Genomic DNA, 17013 nt, shown 5'->3' on the forward strand with positions numbered 1-17013 from the left:
CTGCGAGAAGCCACCTCAGGAGCGAGCAATGGACAACGAGATCCAGCTGATCAGTGACGGTGATGGACTGGCGGTCATCGGGAATGCGACGGATGTCGAACGCTTCCTCGTTTCGGAGGGCCTGCCGTCGAAGGACCTAGGCATGCAACGGCTCAAGTCCGCCTTCGGTACCGGGGCCACAGCCGCTCAGGCAGGTTCGGAGATCGCCGCCAACTCCGGCCGCTGGGTGAAGCTGACCCAGGAGTCCGCGCAGCGTGTCAAGAAGTTCGGGCTGATGGAAAGCAAGACGCCAGGCGTCAGCCATGCGATGGTCGGGAAACCTGGCTCGATCAAGAACTGGCTCCAGGTCGAGAAGGGGGCTGGCTCGTTCCTGACGAACCCAGCGCTTCTGTCTGGTGCCGCGGGGATCATGGCACAGCTCGCGATGCAGCAGACCATGGACGAGATCACCGACTATCTCGCCACGATCGACGAGAAGGTCGACGACGTGTTGCGGGCCCAGAAGGACGCCGTGTTGTCCCGCATGATCGGAGTGGACCTCCTGATCGAGGAGACCATGACCATCCGAGAACAGGTGGGCCGGGTCTCCGAGGTCACGTGGTCGAAGGTGCAGGGCGCGCCGGCCACGATCGCAGATACCCAGGCGTATGCATTGCGTCAACTCGACGCACTCGCAGAGAAGATGGAGAGCAAAACCAAGATTGGTGATCTCGCCACGACGGCCAAGGAGGCCGAGTCCAAGACGCAGGAGTGGCTAGCTGTTCTGGCTCGTTGCTTCCAACTGCAAGACGCGATCGCCGTGCTCGAACTCGACCGAGTGCTCAACGCGACTCCGGATGACCTGGACCAGCATCGCCTCGGGCTCCGGGCTGCCCGACAGAACCGGCTGAGTCTCATCTCGCGAAGCACCGAGCGTCTGGTGGCCCGGATGAACGCGGCTGCTGACACGGCCAACGCGAAAGTGCTGCTGCACCCGACCAAGTCCCCGGCTGTAGTCCAGTCGGCCAACCACGTCGCGACCGGCGTCCATGACTTCCGCGGGCGCCTCGGGATCGAGTCCGGGCGCCAGTCGTCGGAGACGAGACGGTGGGTGGACGCGGCCGCCGTGGTAAGGGACAAGGCGCTCGAAACAGGAGCAAAGGGCGTCGATGCCGCCAGAAGCCTCGGCAACGAGACCCTCGACCGTGCCAACTCGGTCAAGGGCAAGCTCTCCAACGAGATTGTGGAGCGAGCGCGGCGTCGACGCGGGGGTGAGGAGGAACGCGGCGAGGAAGGCTGAGTGAGCGTCGACCGTCAGCCAGTGCGCAGCCCTCAACACCCTCAACCGCGAAGAGGCGGTTACGCGTCACGGTGGCAGGCGCCTGCGGCCTGCAACCGTGACGCGTCGCCTTCAGGCCTCCGCCACAAAGTCAAGGAAGCGCAACCAGCCGTCCCGGCCCACGGCAAAGGGGGTGCGCATCGCATCCTTGGAGTCCCGTACGTGGACGACCTCTTCGGTCACGGCGACCTCCACGCAGTCGTCGCCCTGGCTACCGCTGTAGCTGGACTTGAACCAGGCCAGTTCCGTCTTGCTCATAGCTCTCCTAGGAGTCGCTCCAGCAGACCCCGCGAGTCCTGAGCGTTCAGGGCCTGCGAGCGCAGTGTGTCATAGCGCTGCTGGAGCAGACTCACCTCTTTCGGGTCGGAGATCAGACGGCCGTTCTGCTGCCCCTCGGAGTAGGCGAGCCGCTGCCCCTTCGGGGTTTCCAGAAGCCGCATCGGCCCATCAAGGCAGGCGTGTAACCCTGCCTGCAACGGCACGATCTGCAGTGTCACATTACGCGGTGCGCTCAGCTCCAACACGTGGTCGAACAACTCCCGCATCCGGCCGGCGCTCCCGAACCGGCGCCGGAACACATGCTCCTCCACGATGAAGCTGAACGGGATCGTCGGCCGCTCGAACAACATCCGCTGCCGCTCCATCCGCCGCTCCATGAAGCTTTCCAACTGGTCGTCCGGCGCCACCGGAACGGTGCCCTCGAACACGGCTCGTGCATACCCCTCCGACTGCAACAGCCCCGGCACCAACCGGCACTCATACGTGCACAGACTCACCGCCATCCGCTCCAGACGAGCCCATTGCCGGAACCAAGCCGCCAGCCCCGCCTCTCCCCGCGTCAGAAAGCACGCCGACCGTCGCAACGCCCCCGTGTTGCCCAGCGCCTCCTCCGCCCGCTCCACGAACGACCCGTCCGGCATGCGCCGCCCCAACTCCACAGACTCCACTGTGTGCTTGGAAAAACGCACCAGCTCCCCGAACTCCGCCCGGCTCAGCCCCGCGTGCTCGCGCAGCGCCTGGACGACAGCCCCGAACGTCCGCAGGCTGTCCGACGGGCCCGGTTCCCGCTCGTACTCCTCGTTCAGCCCCACCGGTTCGACGTGGTCGGTCGTCATTCGAGGCCCACCTCCAGGTGCACACGTGCCAGTTCCCCTGATCGAGAACCCCAGCGTGGCCAACGCGAATTCGTACTGTCCACCGAACGTGTCCGTACGCTGACTCACCGTACGAAGCCAGACCGCGTCAGACCGTGCCCTCCACATGGAGGCGGGCCAAGTGGCGCAGCGGGGACGTCTTGTCCCACACGTGCCAGCGCGCGCCGCACACCGGGTCGGTCTCGTAGGTCACCTCCGCGGGGAAGCCGTCGGCCTTGATCCGCTGGGCAGGCGGACCGGCCAGCTTTCTGCCGCAGCGGGGGCAGTGGTCCGGCGTGCGCATGGGATACATGCCCATTGGTTCATCTCCTGTGTATGTCAGCTCTCGCCGAGGTGCCGCTCCGACGATTCGTCCGAGAGGTCGCGCCCGGCGTCGCCGCTTGGGCGAAGCGATGAACGCCGACCGCTCTCGCACGCGGCCCATCCGCTCACAGCCGCAGTCTCGCTGTCGCATGCCAGTACGCGCCAGGCGTGGGGAGTCCAGGCGAAGATCGCGTCCTGGCCGAAACGCCGTCCCAGTTCACGCGCCCCGGCATCACTGAGGCCGACGACGGCGACGCTCTCCTCGCGGTGCGTGCCGTACGCGTCGCCTCCTTCGGCCGACCACCAGGTGAGAGCACGGCTGCGGATCTCGTTGACCAACAGGCCATGAGCGCGGGCGTTGTCGTCGGCGGAAGCGGTACGCCCACGGGGATTCCAGGCCGTGATCACGTGGACGGTGCGGCTGCCGGCTGATTCCGGGAAAAGGCCTTCAGCTGTGCCCCAGGGACCCGGTTCGACTCGTACCGTCCGGTCCTGGAACTGCATGTGGGCGATCGCGGTTCGGTAGAGATCCCAGTTACCAGGCGTACCGGTTGCGTCGGTGGCGTGCACAAGGGCCTCCTGTGAAACGAAGGACCCCCTTACACGTCGTGCAGGGAGATCGGTACCCGTCCCCACGGGTTCATGGGGGCGTTGACCTGGCCGGAAGGGCACTCGCGCAGTGGGCGAGATGGTCGGCCGGCGGCTGTCCCGGCCGTGCGTGACGGCCCGGTTGGCCGAGCCGCAAGATGTCATGACTCCGGCCCCGGAGTAAAGGGTTGTGGGAGATATTGCGGAAGATCGACACGGGTGTTAGCTTCCCGCTCGGTCGTGTGTTCCAGCGCCAAGTCCCGGCTTGCTGGACGGCATCCCGCCCAAGGCGAGGTGCTCCGGGTGACGGCTCGAGCCACGCGAAATGCGTGGTAAACCGCAGATCACCGGGGTGCGGCAACAGCGCTACCGGGGTCCTTCGACTCCGGGAGGCTACTGACATGCCCGTTCCCTCCGAGACATCGCCTGGCCGCGAACGCCTTCCGCTCATCGACCTTGCTGCCGCGCGGGCACTGTTCCGCACGGCCGAGTCGAGCGGCCTGGGCCGGCCGGGGACCGACGAGCTCTTCGACGAATGGCTCGACAGCTTCTGCGATATCGCCTTCTACCGCAACGGGGACCAACCATTGCAGGCACGGGCCGTCGACATCCGCGACGAGGTGCCTGAATGGCTGAGCAACAGCCGTATCGGAAAAGCACGGCTGGAGGCGCTCTACCTCAACCCGGGCCGGTCCTCACCTTCTCCCAGCCGGGAGCCTGCCCCCGTTTCCACGGAGGTTGAGGCTGCCGAGGACGCCATCCAGGCCGACGAGACGGACACCGCCACGTGTTGCTGCATGCCTGGTCTCTGCTGGTGCTGCGAGGCGGACAAAGAGGGCTACGCCAAGGTGGACAACCTTGGGGAGTGGGAGGGCGGTGACGACGATTGCTTCTTGGAACTCGTGGACGCCTTCCCCGGAGGGATGGCACAGGACCCGTCGTACGACCTGGGCGGCGAACTCCCACCGGACTTTGACAGACGCTCGCTCCGAGGACTCGCCGTTCTCACCGAAGTCGCCCAGAGGAAGCTGGACACGGAGAGATGGGACACGGCCGGGCCATGGCGTCTCTGGTGGTCCTCCTGCGTTTGTGATGTCACAGCTCCCCTGATCGAAACCCCGGATGCGGATTCCGCGGGCAATGACGCGGATGGGGAATCAGGCGAGATCAGCTACTGCGTGTCGGTCGAGAACGACGGTGACGCCCACACCGTCCAGGTCTTCGGGACATGTTGGGGAGATCAGCGTGTGATGTATCGCGGACCCGTGTCTGAGCCCAGCGGCGTGTTCGAGGACACTGGAAGTCTGGAAGGGCTGCGGAGCGTACTGGAGCGGGCGACCGAGCAGGTTCGGGAGACCGGTTATGAGGTCGCTGGTGAGTGGACCGTCAACTGGTCCCGCTGCTACGTCCTTCTGGACCTGGAGCATTACTGACAGCCCCTTGGCGTTGCCGCACCGGGCTCAGTGAAGGCTGACCGTCGTACCGTCCAGGGGATGGGCCCGTACCCTCACGCAGCGTACGGGCCTCTCCCCTGGCGTGCGCCCCCGCGTGCCCCTCACGGTGGCTCTCATGAACGTGACCACGCCCCACGCATCCACCGCCGTCAGGACTTTCACGCAGCAGCTGTCCTCAACCCGTCGCGGCGCAAGGCTCGCCCGGTTGCTCACGGCCGCGGAGCTGCGGGCCTGGCAGGTGTCACCGTCCGTGGTCGAGCGCGCGGAGCAGATCGTGGCGGAGCTGGCGGCCAACGCGGTTCTGCACGGCCGGGTTCAGGGCCGCGACTTCCGCCTGGCGCTCCGCCTCGACCCCAAGGCCGGCCTGCTGCGGATCGCGGTCACCGATGCTCGGGGGGACCACATCCCGTCAGCCGTCATCGACTTCGGGACACGGCCCGACAGTGAGACAGGCCGTGGCCTCCTCCTCGTCACTGCCCTGGCCGACCGCTGGGACACGGAACCGTACCCGCCGGGCGGCAAGACCGTGTGGGCGGAAATCGACATCTCCACCGCCCAGGGATCCCGGCGGATGGATGGACTCGACTGACGTCGGCGGGGGCGTCGCGGACGCGCGCGGCGTGCGGCCCATGCGGCACGCCTGCGGCGGACCGTGCCGGGCGCCCGGACCCGCCCACGGGTTCCGGCCCCGGCTCTGAGCCGTTCCAACGTGCGCGGAATGTGTGGGCCGCGTGAGAGAGCGGCGAACTCCGTGTACACCTCGGGGAATATTGGGTGCCATTCGCCACAGCAGTGGCGCAAAGCGCGAGGCCAAGGAGTCTCGGTATGGCCCGCTGAATACGGCCGTTGGCGGTAGTCGCACGCGTTGGAGTGGGTTGCCGCACGTCGACATCAGTGAGGAACCGCTCCGCACCGTCTGTTCTATGATCGTTGAAAAGTTGACTTCATCGCGCCTGCAACCAGTTTCCGAAATCTCTTGGCAACCGTGGACGTCCGCACGTTCGCGAGGTTCGCGGTGGTGCACGGCTGAAGAAAGGCGAAAAGCATGGCCCTCGGACTGCTCCGGCGTCGGCGTTCCCGCACCGCTTTCAGTGCCGCGCCAGGCTTCTCGGTACCCCTGCCGGCCGGCGCGGGCGCATACGCCTGCGAGGTCGTCGATCCCATGGGCCGGCCCCTGGGCAGTGCCGAGGTCACAGTGACGGCGCTGGACAGCCACCGCGTCGTCACCTGCGGCACCACTGACCCGTACGGCCTGTTCATGGTGACCCTGCCGCCGGGCTCCTACAGCGTGATGGCCGCGGCGGAGGGGCTCACACCCGCCCGCGAGCCCGTCGACATAGCCGCCGGAGTCGTCCTCTCCCCGGCGCGTATCGCGCTGCTGCCCGCCCGCCAGCTGGAACTCCCACCGCCCGGCACGTGGTTGTTCGACCCGCCGCACACCGCGATCCGGTTCATCGCCAAGCACGTGGGCATGGCGCACGTCCACGGCCGCTTCACCCGCTTCGACGGCGGCATCCGCATAACACCGGACATGGCCGACTCCCAGGTCTCGGTACGCATCGACGCCTCCAGCATCACCACGGGCAACAAGACCCGTGACAACCACCTGCGTTCCGCGGACTTCCTCGACGTCGAGCGTCATCCGTACATCGACTTCACCAGCAACCGGTTCGTCTACCGCGGCGGCTCCAAGTGGACGCTGCACGGCACGCTCACCATGCATGGCATCAGCCGCTCCGTGGGCCTGGACACGACGTACCTCGGTACGGTGAACGGCGGTTACGAGCAGGAACTGCGCTGTGCGGCACTGGCGAAGGCGGAGTTGCACCGCGAGGACTTCACCCTCAACTGGCGTTCCATGCTGGCCCGGGGCATCGCTGTCGTCGGGCCGACCGTGCAGCTGGAGCTGGATGTCCAGACGATGTACCGCACCCCCGAGACCCCCACGCCCCCGGAGTAGGCGAATCGCCGGCTCTCCGCGCTCAACCGACCTGTGGAGGCCGGCCTCCGATGCCTCGGACTAACCCGGCACAGGTTCCTGCCAGCGGTAGCCCTCGGCCGCCTCGTCGTAGGGGCGCAGCAACGGCTCCAACTCCGCACGCACCAGGTCGGCGTCGGTCACGGGCAGCGTCAGCGACGCGCGGCGCATGCGGACGCTCCACGTGGCCGGGTCGGGGAACACCGACAGGCGCGGGACCAGGTCGCGCAGGACCAGCCCCTCACGGCAGCGGGCCAGGCCGGACACCTTTAGGCGACAGCCCTCCGGAAAGGTCCGCTCGCCGAAGACGACCGGCTCGTCCAGGGTGCGCACCGGACTGGCGATCGTGGCCCGGCCGATGACCCGCCCGAGGTCCCGCGTCGGATTCCGGAAGCAGCCCCGCGTGGTGTAGAGGAAGATCTCATCGCCTTCCTCCAGCGCCCGGGCCGCCTGCGCCCGCCCCGCGGGGAACGCCATCCGCTGCTCGGTCACCACCCAGCTCAGGGCGGCTCGGTCTCCGATGATCAGCAAGTGCGAGGACGGCATGCCGATCACGATAGCTGGGAGGGTGCGGGCCACTCGACGGGCGAAGCTCACGAGTCCGGAGGACCCGTCTCCTCCCCCGTCCTGGTCGTCCTACAACCCCGCCCTCGCCAACAGCACGGGCAACGCCTCGGGCTTCACCTTCTGCACCGACCTCACCTGTCCGAGGCCGAGTTCCTCCCGACTGACAGGGCTGCCGTACAACGCGTCCGTCGCCTCCGGCAGCAGGGTGACCTCGACTCGGTACGAGAACTCCGGGTCCTCTGGATCCTCGTACGGCACACCGTCGACCTCGGCCACCGCCGCGACGGCCGACTCCGGGGCGCTGAAGAAGAACCACAGGCGGTCGCCCTTGCTCATGCGGTTGCGCCGGCTGAGCCACAGGTCCAGCTCGGGTTCCTCCTGTGCGAGCCTGCGGATGGTCTCCTTGTCCGAAGGTTCTCCGTCGAGCGTGTCCTTGTTCGGGTTGAGGATGTAGATCCAGTCCTCCACGCTTCCCCCACTGCCTCCGTCGCCATACCCCGCGAGTACGGGCTTGCCCCTGCCGTCCATCGTGTCAGCAGACAGAGCCGCCCCGCACAGGAATGACCAAGACCCAGCGGTGGGGTCGCGCTCATCGGCATCATGGCGGCATGACAGGTGGGGCGGATGTGCGCGTGGCGGCGGGCCGGTTCGATCGGGCCGCCGTCGCTGAGACGGAGGCGGCGGCCAAGGAGGAGCGCGAGCGAGTGCTGTCCCAGTTCCCGTTGGAGGGCTGGAGGACGCTGCCACTTGAGCGTTATGCGCTGGGGCAGCCTGCGCCCGCCGGATCGGAACCGACGTACTGCCGACTGCTGGAATTCCTCACACCGAACCTGGGCAGCATCAAGGGCGGCAGCGCCGCGAAGCACATCATGTACCGCCATAACTCCGGCGAGTGGCGCTTGGCGGCTGCTTTGCACGGCATGGAGCCGCAGGACGCCTGGAGGCACCTGCGTGAGCAGTTCGCGCAGGCCTTCGATGCGGTGGCGGCGGGGGACTTCGAGGCTCTGGACGACCTCGAAGCGCTGCGCTTCGGGCCGGCGTTGGTGACGAAGTCACTGGCGACCTACTTCCCCGAGCACTTTCTACCCATCTATGCGGGAGAACACCTACGCCGATTCATCACCCGGTTGGGCGGCTCGGCCCAGGGTGACGCACCAGCCTGGCGGAGCAATCGGCGCCTGCTCGAACTCGTACGGTCCCGTGCGGAGTTCGAGGGCTGGACGGCGCAGGAGGTCATGCACTTCCTGTACGAGCAGTTCGACCCGCGTCCCCACCACCGCACCATTTGGAAGATCGCACCGGGCGAGCGGGGCAGGCTGTGGGACGAGTGTCGCGAGGGCGGGTTCGTCTGCGTCGGTTGGGACGAACTCGGGGACCTCGCCCTCTACCAGAGTGACACGGAGCTGAAGCAGGCTCTGGACGCACGCTGGCCTGGCAGCAGCGGTGGCAGCCTGACCACCGCACGCAGGCTCCTCGCCTTCCGGGACCTGGAGACCGGTGACCGGATCGTGGCCAACCGCGGGATCGACGAGGTGCTGGCCACCGGCACCGTCGCCGGGAGCTACCAGTTCCTTCCGGACCGGCCCGAGTACCAGCACGTGGTGCCGGTGAACTGGGACCTTTCCCACGCACAGAAACTGTCCAAGCCCCAGCGCGGCTGGCGGTCCACCTTCGCCAGGGTCGACCCGACCACGTTCGCCAGGTTCACCGCGCAGCGGTCCAGCACCGATCCGAGCGCCGGTTCCGCGTTGGCGAGCACGCCCGTCGTGCTGCCCGAGGACGTGCAGGCCGTCATGGACGCCCTCGAACGCAAGGGGCAGGTGATCCTGCACGGGCCGCCCGGCACCGGCAAGACGCGGCTCGCCCTCGGCGCCGCCCTCGCCCTGGCCGGACGGGCGGACGTACTCGACGGTTCGGAACCGGAGCGACGTACTGAGGCGCAGGTCGAAGTGCTGCGCGGTGACCGGGTACGGCTGGTCACGTTCCACCCGTCGTACGGATACGAGGACTTCGTCGAGGGCTTCAAACCCGACCTCGATGCCAAGGGTTCCGGGCTCACACTCGACCTTGCGGACGGCTTGTTCCACACGCTGTGCAGCTGGGCTGCCGACCATCCCGACCAGACCTTCCTCCTGATCATCGACGAGATCAACCGCGGCGATCTGCCGAGGATCTTCGGTGAGCTGATCACACTCCTCGAACTCGACAAACGGAACCTGCCTGTCGACCTGCCGGTCAGTAAGCGAAGCTTCTCCGTGCCGGCGAACGTCCGGATCATCGGCACGATGAACACGGCGGACCGGAGCATCAGCCACCTGGACGCCGCGGTGCGTCGCCGCTTCGCCTTCCTGCCTGTGGGTCCCGACCCGGACGCCGTGTCGGGCACGGTCGGCCCGCTCGACCTGGCGGCCTTCTTCGAGTCCCTCAACAGCCGTATCGCCCGCCATCTGGACCCCGATCACCAGATCGGGCACGCCTACCTGATGCGCGACGGGGAGCCGCTCGCCACCGAGGAGGACCTGGCCGCCGCCTTCCACCATGAGGTGGTGCCGCTCCTGGAAGACTATTGCCTCGGTCGGGCTGACCTGCTGCACCGCATCCTCGGCGGCCTGGTCGACGAGGACACCGGGCGATCCGTGCTCATGTCCCCGCAGGACCTCCCCGACGCGCTGGCCACCGAATTCACCAGTGGCGCGACGGGGCCTGATGCCTGACCACCGTCCCGAGATCCGGCTCGGCGAGTACCAAACCACTGACTTGGGCACAGACCAGCTCACCGCCGGGGACGTCGCCCGGCTGCACGCCCTCCAGGGACGCGGCTGCCTCAGCCTGACAACGAGCCGCACGGGATGGCGTCTCAAGGCCGGGGCCACCGTAGGTGTACTGGTCCTGGACCGCATCCGGCTGGTCGTCGAGCCGAGATTCGCGATCCCGGGCGATCAGCTCATGACCTGGCTCGCCTACGCGCTCCACACCCATGTACCGATGACGGCCAGGCGCTGGTCCACCGGCCCCGACGGTTACGCCGATCTCGTGGCCGCCGCGCTGTTGGAGGAATGCGAGAAGCTCCTCAGGGAAGGGCTGCGCCGGGACTACGTCCGCCGACAAAGCCTTGAACCGGTACTGCGAGGACGCCTGGACGTTGCCGCACAAGCCACGCGCCGCTTCGGGCAACTGGATCAGCTGCACGTCCGCACCTTCGACAGAGAGGCGGACATCTGGGACAATCTCGTCCTGGGCATCGCGTTGCAAGCCGCGTTCAGCCTGACGAGCGACTCCCGACTGGCCAGTGCCCTACACGGCATCACCGACGCGTTTCCTCATGCCAGCACACCGGCCACCGCGTTGCGCGCACTCCAGCGCACTCAGTACACGCGCCTCAACGCCCGCTACCGGCCCGCCCACACGTGGGCTCGCCTGCTGTTGCGCGGCGGAGGCGTGACCGATCTGCAAACCGACGACGGCACCACGGCAGGCGGCCTCCTCCTGGCCATGCCCGCGCTCTGGGAAGCCGTCGTCCGGCGGCTCGCCACCGAGGCAGCAGTGCCGCGCGGAGGCCGCCCGGTCCCCAGTAACGGAGGGACCGGCATCACCGTCCGCGGCGACCTCGGCAGCACCTCGACGTTCCGTCCCGACCTTTTGCTCAGGCTGCCCGCCACCGGCACGGACCAGTACACCCTGCTGCCCATCGACGCCAAGTACAAGCGCTACGACCGCCGCGGCGTGAGCGCGGGCGACATCCACCAGCTCCTGACCTACAGCGCGGGCTACACCCCCGCCGAAGCCCCTAGGGCTGTCATCGTCCATCCCCAGCCGGGCGAGTACGCCCGACGTACCCTACGGATCGGGAGCCCGCAACGCGGCCTGGGTGTCATCCACGTGCTCGGCATCGACACACACGCCCCACCGGAACAGGCAAGCGCATGGATGCGCGCCGCGCTGCCTTGACGGGACCGCTGCGGCCGGCTCCGCCAGGACCCACGCCGGACCGGCGCCGGCTCACAACGGCGGCTTGCTGCCCGGCACCCACGCGAAGCCGAAGCCGTATGCCCGGTCGATGAGCTGCTGGTTCGACAGCCACGGTTTCGCGGTGAACCAACGTACCTCGCGTCGGAGTTCGAGTGTGTCCTGCCCCGGGGTCAGCAGCGCGATGGCGCACGCCGTGGCACCGGCCGGGGAGTCGTCGAGGTGGATGCGCCAGGTGCCGCTCGGTGCGCTGACGGTGACGACGCCTCCGAGCTTTCGGAAGTCGGCCGCGCCCTCGTAGATGTACACGTAGACGAGGAGTTTCTTGAACTTGCGGCGCTTTTCGAGGCTGATGCGGAGGGTCTCCCCGTCGGAGGTCTCGCCGGTCCGGTCGTCCTGGTCGATGCTGACGTAGGGCCAGGCCTCGAGGCTTCCCCACTCCTCGCCGAGAGGTTGCACCGCAGTGCCCTTTCCGGAACGGGTGAGGACCATGCAGCCCAGATCGAGGTCGGCCTCCGCGGTGACCGACCAGTTGAGGTTCACCTGCACGATGCCCCGGCCGGTGATCTGAGCCCGCGGCGTGTGCTTGGTCAGCTCCACGGTGCGCGTCGGCTGCTCTCGCGGCTGCTGCGTTCGCAACTCAGGCTCGGCCGACGGTGCTCCACGGCCCAACTGGATGACGCCCCGCTGTCTTCCATCCCCGCTCATGGCAGCCCTCCCTATACCTCACTCATCGACCTCGGCGGTTCCGCCGCGCCGCACGACAGACGTGATCGTCGTCTAATCTTGCGCGATCAGTGAAAGGAGTGTGAACATTGTACTAACCATGTTTGTTGGCGCAGCGCTTCTCGCTGTAGGTCATCGCCGTGCGTCGGCCGCAGTTGGATCAGCACAGAAGGCCCGGTCTGGCCGGGCAGGGGTGGGTAATGTTCACGGGGCTTCAACTCGACAACGGGGTGGCCGCACGCCATCTCGACGACATGGCGCAGGAGCCTCTGCTCGCACCGCGCGCTGACGAACTGCGCGCACTGGCGCAGGCCCTCGACTCCGACGAGGCGGACGCCCTCGACCCGTGGGTCGACCTCGATCTGATGGGGCACTTCGCACGTCCTGAGAGCATCGCCGAATCCGCGGTGGTCGGCCGCGTGAGGAGCTTCGACTCGGTTCTGGACTGGGTTCTCGGCGCCCTGGTCTTCATGCCGCTGCTCTTCACCTGGTTCGGGCTCTGGCAGGCATCGAGCGCGTACGGAGCACTCACGGGGGACGACCCCAAGGCGGCCGGCCGGCCGTTCCTCCAGCTGTGGCAGTCCGGATTCGACGGGCACCTGGGGGCCACGTTCCGGTTCGGGCACGTCGCCGTGGCCGGCTGTGTGACCCTCGGGATGTTGTTCGTCCTCACGGCGGTCCACGGCTACCGGCGCTCCGCCGCCGAGCGCAGCGACGAACAGGCTCGCCGCCGTGCCCAGGCGGTCCTGGCCCGCCTCACGCCGGTCCTGACACGTGCACAGCTCTGCCTCAACCGGCACCGTGTCGCCTCGCCCCAGCGCTTCGCGGAGGAGCTCAACTCTTCGGCCAAACGGCTGCAGCGTATGCACTCCAAGGCCATCGCCACGCAAGAGGAACTCACCCGAGCCGCGGAACTGGTCGGTGAGGCGATGGACAAGGCGGAGCAGCGTCTCTCCCAGGCCGAGGCGTATGTGAAGCCGATCGAACAAGTGGTGAAACAGATCGAGGAGACCGTTCGCGACAGCGGTACAGCGCTCCAGACCGCTGTCGAGAACCTCGCCGATCCGCTGACGCAGGCGGGAAGGCAACTGACCGACGCCGTCGACGGCCAGAACAGCGTGCTCGACAAGGCCCTGGAAGATCTGCGAGTTGCCGGCGACGCCATGCGTGACCTCCTCGCCGGTGCTGCGGACCGGCTCGAGTCGGCGGTCGGTGAGAACGGTGACCGCGTCCGCACCGCGCTGTCCGACGCGGCTCAGCAGGTGGAGGACTCCCTGACCGTGCTGGCCGCCTCGCAGCGTGGGTTCACCACCGGCATCGAGGTGGTCTCGGACGTCAACGGGCGGCTGCTCAGCGACCTCGGCGCGGTGGCCGAGCGCTCCAGCGAGGCCGCGGAGATCTCGCGCGAGGCGCTGCTCGGCATCGAGACCCGTAGCCGGGCACTGCACGATGCGGCCGACAGCTTCGCGAGTGTGACGGACGCCTTGGAGCGGGCGCTCCGTGAGACGGAGAGCGCGCGGGCCGACGTGGCTGCGGCGCGAGCGGACGCGGAGGCGGCGCGGGCCGGTGCCGAGGCGGCCCAGCGGCGCGCGGAGGACGAGCTGCGGCAGGCGAAGGAGTTGCAGGCCGGGATCGGATCGGCACGGTGAGCCCGCGCAAGCGAGGCTTCAGGTTCAACCCGCTGCACCTGGCCGGGTGGCTGTTCGCCGACATGCTGCTCGTGCTCGCGCTGGTGTCCATGGGCGACCGAGGAGATCCGCTGGCCGCCCAGGCGGCCGCGCACCCCTCCCCGTCGGCCGACGCCAAGCCGTCGCCCAAGCCGAGCCCGACACCGACGGGCCCGCGGTCGGTGGAGCGCAAGCCGGTCAAGCTCCATGTGATGGCCGCGACGGGTGACACCGCACGGATGGTGAAGGAGTTGCGTGCCGCCACCGCCCGCTACAAGGAGCGCGACGCGGCCTTCGTGCTGACCTTCGGCCAGGCCCACGAACCCGCTGACGGGCAGGCGTACGCCCGCGACATCAACAAGTCCCTGCACAAGGCGCGACCGCACATGTTCAGCGACGCCACGACACGGGACTTCTGGAACGGCGGCGCCTCAGGCGCGGCCGACCTGGAGATCTACTTCTACACCCGCTGACGGCCACGCCGTCTGTTCATACCCAGGAGAGCCCATGCAGATCCTTCCCTTCTACATGGTGTGTGACGAGTCAGGTTCCATGGCCGGAGAAGGCGTGGATAACATCAACTCGGCCCTGCCCGAGCTGCACCAGGAGATCAGCACCAATCCGAGCGTCGCGGACAAGACCCGTTTCGCGCTGATCGGTTTTTCCACCCAGGCCTCCGTGCTCCAGCCGCTGGCCGACCTGAGCGAGCTGACCCAGTTGCCGTCGTTGTCTGCCGGCGGAGTCACCTCCTTCGGGGACGCCTTCCGCCTGCTGAAGAAGACCATCGAGAAGGACGTCACGGACCTGAAGGCCGAAGGCCACGACGTGTACCGGCCGGTGGTCTTCTTCCTCTCCGACGGCATCCCCACGGACGAGGGCTGGCAGACCGATCTCGAGGAACTGAACTCGTTCCGGTACGCGCCGAAGATCATCGCCTTCGGGGTCAGCGACGCGGACACCGCGACCATCACCGAGGTGGCCAATTTCAAGGCGTTCATCCAGCAGGAGCGAACCGTCTCTCCGGCCATGGCACTCCGTGAGTTCGCCTCAAGCCTCACCCGGTCCATCGTCAACTCGGCGACCAACATGTCCGCCCAGGGCGGCGAGGGCTTCCAGCTCCAGGTCGACGAGCACGTCCCCGGTTTCACCAGCCTCTCCCTGGACAAGCTGTGAGCGGCCCGGTGAACTTCGAAAAGTCGCCCACGCCGATGCAGGATGCGGGGAACGCGGGCCACGCTCCCGCCGGCGATGACGTCGACAAGGACTACGCGTTCCCGCCGCCCGGGATCGTCACACACGAGACGACGATCTCCCCGGTGGAGACAGGCGAGTGGGCTACGCCCCACGCACCGGAGCGTCCCGTGAGGTCACCAAGGGAAAGAACCGACGTACCCCGCGGAGTACCCGATCACGTCGGTAACCGGCCTCCGAGCTATCCCCCGCATCCTCTGTCCCGCCCCTCCGTTCGGGACGGCGACGAATTCGCCGCTTTCACGCCTGTCGTCAGGCTGGACGGAGCCCGAGTGGGACAGATCACGGTGCGCGCCGCATCGGTGAGCGGCGACTCCCACAACTGGGAGGGAACCTGCCGCCAGGACGCCATGACGGTGGCACGTATCGGGCCCCCGGAGACTGAGATGCTTCTGCTGGCGGTCGCCGACGGGGTCGGCTCCGCCTCGTATTCGCACATCGGCTCCTACCACGCGACCCGTCAAGCGGCCGTTTTCCTCGATCAGGAGGCCGAAAGCATCTACTCGGCGCTGTGTGCGCGGAACCGGGCCGATCTCAGCGGCATAGCCAGCACGGCAATCGCCAGGGCGATCGAGCACCTGCGTGCTGAGTGGAAAACCCTGGCCGATCGCGCGGGCCGTCCCTACCTTGACCAGGACTACGCCACGACCCTGCATGTCCTGCTCGTGCCCACGAACGCCCGTATCCGTGAACGCGTACTGTTCAGTGTGGGCGACGGCGGCCTCTTCGTCCTACGCGAAGGCAGGTGGGCCCAATGGAATCGCTCCGAAGACGCCACCGTTCTCGAAACCCGGACCGAAGCTCTCCCGCACGCCTACAGCAGCGTCAAAGCCACCCTGTTGGCCACAAAGCCGGGTGACGTGCTTCTCCTGGGTACGGACGGCATCACCAACCCCCTGGCCCAGAAGGACCAAGCATTCGCCGACCACCTCGCTCACGCTTGGGGCCGCCCCGAGACCCCCTCGCTGTCCGACTTCCTGTGGCAGGCGCAGACGCGGGCCAAGTCCTACGACGACGACCGCACCGTGATCTGCGTATGGGAGGACGAAGCGTGAGCGCGGAGGACGGCGCGGACGTCACCCGCGCATCGTTCACCCTGGGGGACAGGGTGGGCAGCGGCGGCCAAGGTGAGGTGCGCGCTCTGTCCGACGGGTCGCTGCTCTTCAAGGAGTACAAGGATCCGTCCAAGGTGAATGGCGGCGCCCTCGCCGACCTCGTCGCGTTCCGGCAGAGCCTCGGCCAGTCCGACCGCAGCCGCCTAGACTCCCTCGCTGCCTGGCCGCTGTGCCGGGTGGTCGAGGGAAACCGGGTACTCGGCTTCCTGATGCGGCGCGCCCCGTCCGACATGATGTGGCGCACCGCTGCCGGGTCCACGAAGCTGATCGAGCTGCAGTACCTGATCAGGCCGCCCAAGGTGGCCTGGCAGGAAGTGGCGCAGCCGACGCCGCAGCAGCGCAGAGCTCTGGCTGTGGCCTGCGCGGAAGCCATCGGCTGGTTCCAGAGCGCCGGACTCGTGATCGGTGACATCTCGCAGGCCAACATCCTGTGGTCGCTCACACCGGGAGTCGCCGTTCACTTCCTGGACTGCGACGGCTTCCGCCAGGTTGGCCGTGCGGCCGTGCAGGCCCAGGCCGGCACTCCGGACTGGAACGATCCGCTGGTGCCGTCGACCGAGGCGTCGGTGGACACGGACGCGTACAAGACGGCCCTCGTGGTGGGACGCATCCTGGCCCAGGAGCCCTATGTCGCGCCGGGGCAGGAGTTGAAACTCGTCACCGGCTGTCTGAACGACCGCCAGGAAGGCGGGGTGCGTCGGCTCTTCTCGCAGGCAGCCGGTGAGCGCGGTACCCGTCCCCGGCCGAGCGAATGGCAGACCGCGTTGAGCGACCGCGGCACGATCACGCTGACCGCGGCTACACCCAGGCCCCGGCCCGCCATCGACCACACTGTCCTGGACGGGGCGCGGGTCCGAACCCCGATCAGCCTGCGAGCACCAGGACAGTAGTGAAACGTCCGGCGCTTACCCAGCGCCGGACGGCGA

18 protein-coding genes and 1 riboswitch are annotated in these 17013 nt (G+C 67.8%); of the genes, 11 read left to right on the top strand and 7 right to left on the bottom strand.

The features are described from left to right. The first annotated feature begins 28 nt into the window (after positions 1-28). Positions 29-1279: a hypothetical protein gene (locus LZ604_RS23385; RefSeq protein ID WP_234517395.1), complete on the top strand. Its 1251-nt coding sequence runs from the start codon at positions 29-31 to the stop codon at positions 1277-1279. A gap of 111 nt (positions 1280-1390) precedes the next feature. Here LZ604_RS23385 and LZ604_RS23390 read toward each other — a convergent pair whose 3' ends face one another. From LZ604_RS23390 to LZ604_RS23405, 4 genes are all read right to left on the bottom strand, one after another. Then, positions 1391-1576: a DUF397 domain-containing protein gene (locus LZ604_RS23390; protein ID WP_234517396.1), complete on the bottom strand. Its 186-nt coding sequence runs from the start codon at positions 1574-1576 to the stop codon at positions 1391-1393. After that, positions 1573-2433, bottom strand: a complete 861-nt coding sequence (locus tag LZ604_RS23395) for a helix-turn-helix domain-containing protein (protein ID WP_234517397.1) — start codon at positions 2431-2433, stop codon at positions 1573-1575. Before LZ604_RS23395 ends, LZ604_RS23390 begins: the two co-directional genes overlap by 4 nt. A gap of 127 nt (positions 2434-2560) precedes the next feature. Further along, positions 2561-2770, bottom strand: coding sequence for a hypothetical protein (locus tag LZ604_RS23400; RefSeq protein ID WP_234517398.1), 210 nt, complete (start codon positions 2768-2770; stop codon positions 2561-2563). Between the two features lie 20 nt (positions 2771-2790). Beyond that, entirely contained in the window at positions 2791-3345 is a 555-nt protein-coding gene (locus LZ604_RS23405; RefSeq protein WP_234517399.1) for a DUF3293 domain-containing protein, read from the bottom strand. A gap of 254 nt (positions 3346-3599) precedes the next feature. After that, a riboswitch (SAM riboswitch) is annotated at positions 3600-3709 on the top strand. Positions 3710-3764: 55 nt separating this feature from the next. Here LZ604_RS23405 and LZ604_RS23410 point away from each other — a divergent pair. From LZ604_RS23410 to LZ604_RS23420, 3 genes are all read left to right on the top strand, one after another. Beyond that, positions 3765-4796 (top strand): hypothetical protein, encoded by a 1032-nt coding sequence (locus tag LZ604_RS23410; protein ID WP_234517400.1) that lies wholly within the window; start codon positions 3765-3767, stop codon positions 4794-4796. Positions 4797-4932: 136 nt separating this feature from the next. Continuing rightward, positions 4933-5406: an ATP-binding protein gene (locus LZ604_RS23415; protein ID WP_234517401.1), complete on the top strand. Its 474-nt coding sequence runs from the start codon at positions 4933-4935 to the stop codon at positions 5404-5406. Between the two features lie 456 nt (positions 5407-5862). Further along, positions 5863-6777 carry a YceI family protein gene (locus tag LZ604_RS23420; RefSeq protein WP_234517402.1) on the top strand — a complete coding sequence of 305 codons (915 nt, stop codon included), beginning with the start codon at positions 5863-5865 and terminating at the stop codon, positions 6775-6777. A 60-nt stretch (positions 6778-6837) separates the two neighbouring features. Here LZ604_RS23420 and LZ604_RS23425 read toward each other — a convergent pair whose 3' ends face one another. Together LZ604_RS23425 and LZ604_RS23430 are read right to left on the bottom strand one after the other, a co-directional pair. After that, on the bottom strand, positions 6838-7341 hold the full coding sequence (locus LZ604_RS23425; protein ID WP_234517403.1) for a hypothetical protein: 504 nt from the start codon (positions 7339-7341) through the stop codon (positions 6838-6840). A 90-nt stretch (positions 7342-7431) separates the two neighbouring features. Then, positions 7432-7890 (bottom strand): EVE domain-containing protein, encoded by a 459-nt coding sequence (locus tag LZ604_RS23430; protein ID WP_234517404.1) that lies wholly within the window; start codon positions 7888-7890, stop codon positions 7432-7434. A gap of 80 nt (positions 7891-7970) precedes the next feature. Here LZ604_RS23430 and LZ604_RS23435 point away from each other — a divergent pair, with 80 nt between their 5' ends. Both LZ604_RS23435 and LZ604_RS23440 read left to right on the top strand, forming a co-directional pair. Then, positions 7971-10076 carry a DUF8426 domain-containing protein gene (locus LZ604_RS23435; RefSeq protein WP_234517405.1) on the top strand — a complete coding sequence of 702 codons (2106 nt, stop codon included), beginning with the start codon at positions 7971-7973 and terminating at the stop codon, positions 10074-10076. Then, positions 10069-11310: an McrC family protein gene (locus tag LZ604_RS23440; protein ID WP_234517406.1), complete on the top strand. Its 1242-nt coding sequence runs from the start codon at positions 10069-10071 to the stop codon at positions 11308-11310. Before LZ604_RS23435 ends, LZ604_RS23440 begins: the two co-directional genes overlap by 8 nt. A gap of 51 nt (positions 11311-11361) precedes the next feature. On the opposite strand, the gene LZ604_RS23445 is transcribed toward LZ604_RS23440, so the two are convergent. Then, entirely contained in the window at positions 11362-12036 is a 675-nt protein-coding gene (locus LZ604_RS23445; protein WP_234517407.1) for a tellurium resistance protein, read from the bottom strand. A 218-nt stretch (positions 12037-12254) separates the two neighbouring features. Here LZ604_RS23445 and LZ604_RS23450 point away from each other — a divergent pair, with 218 nt between their 5' ends. The 5 genes from LZ604_RS23450 to LZ604_RS23470 all read left to right on the top strand — a co-directional run bounded on the left by LZ604_RS23450 (position 12255) and on the right by LZ604_RS23470 (position 16977). Further along, positions 12255-13703, top strand: a complete 1449-nt coding sequence (locus tag LZ604_RS23450; RefSeq protein WP_234517408.1) for a coiled-coil domain-containing protein — start codon at positions 12255-12257, stop codon at positions 13701-13703. Beyond that, complete coding sequence (locus LZ604_RS23455; RefSeq protein ID WP_234517409.1) at positions 13700-14194, top strand: hypothetical protein; 495 nt, start codon at positions 13700-13702, stop codon at positions 14192-14194. The genes LZ604_RS23450 and LZ604_RS23455 overlap by 4 nt, the downstream gene beginning before the upstream one ends. A 34-nt stretch (positions 14195-14228) precedes the next feature. After that, on the top strand, positions 14229-14894 hold the full coding sequence (locus LZ604_RS23460) for a vWA domain-containing protein (RefSeq protein WP_234517410.1): 666 nt from the start codon (positions 14229-14231) through the stop codon (positions 14892-14894). A 350-nt stretch (positions 14895-15244) separates the two neighbouring features. Beyond that, on the top strand, positions 15245-16027 hold the full coding sequence (locus LZ604_RS23465; protein ID WP_234517411.1) for a protein phosphatase 2C domain-containing protein: 783 nt from the start codon (positions 15245-15247) through the stop codon (positions 16025-16027). Next, positions 16024-16977, top strand: coding sequence for a hypothetical protein (locus LZ604_RS23470; RefSeq protein WP_234517412.1), 954 nt, complete (start codon positions 16024-16026; stop codon positions 16975-16977). The genes LZ604_RS23465 and LZ604_RS23470 overlap by 4 nt, the downstream gene beginning before the upstream one ends. Positions 16978-17013 lie beyond the last annotated feature (36 nt).

The organism is Streptomyces glomeratus, assembly GCF_021462825.1.
GTDB classification, from domain to species: domain Bacteria; phylum Actinomycetota; class Actinomycetes; order Streptomycetales; family Streptomycetaceae; genus Streptomyces; species Streptomyces glomeratus.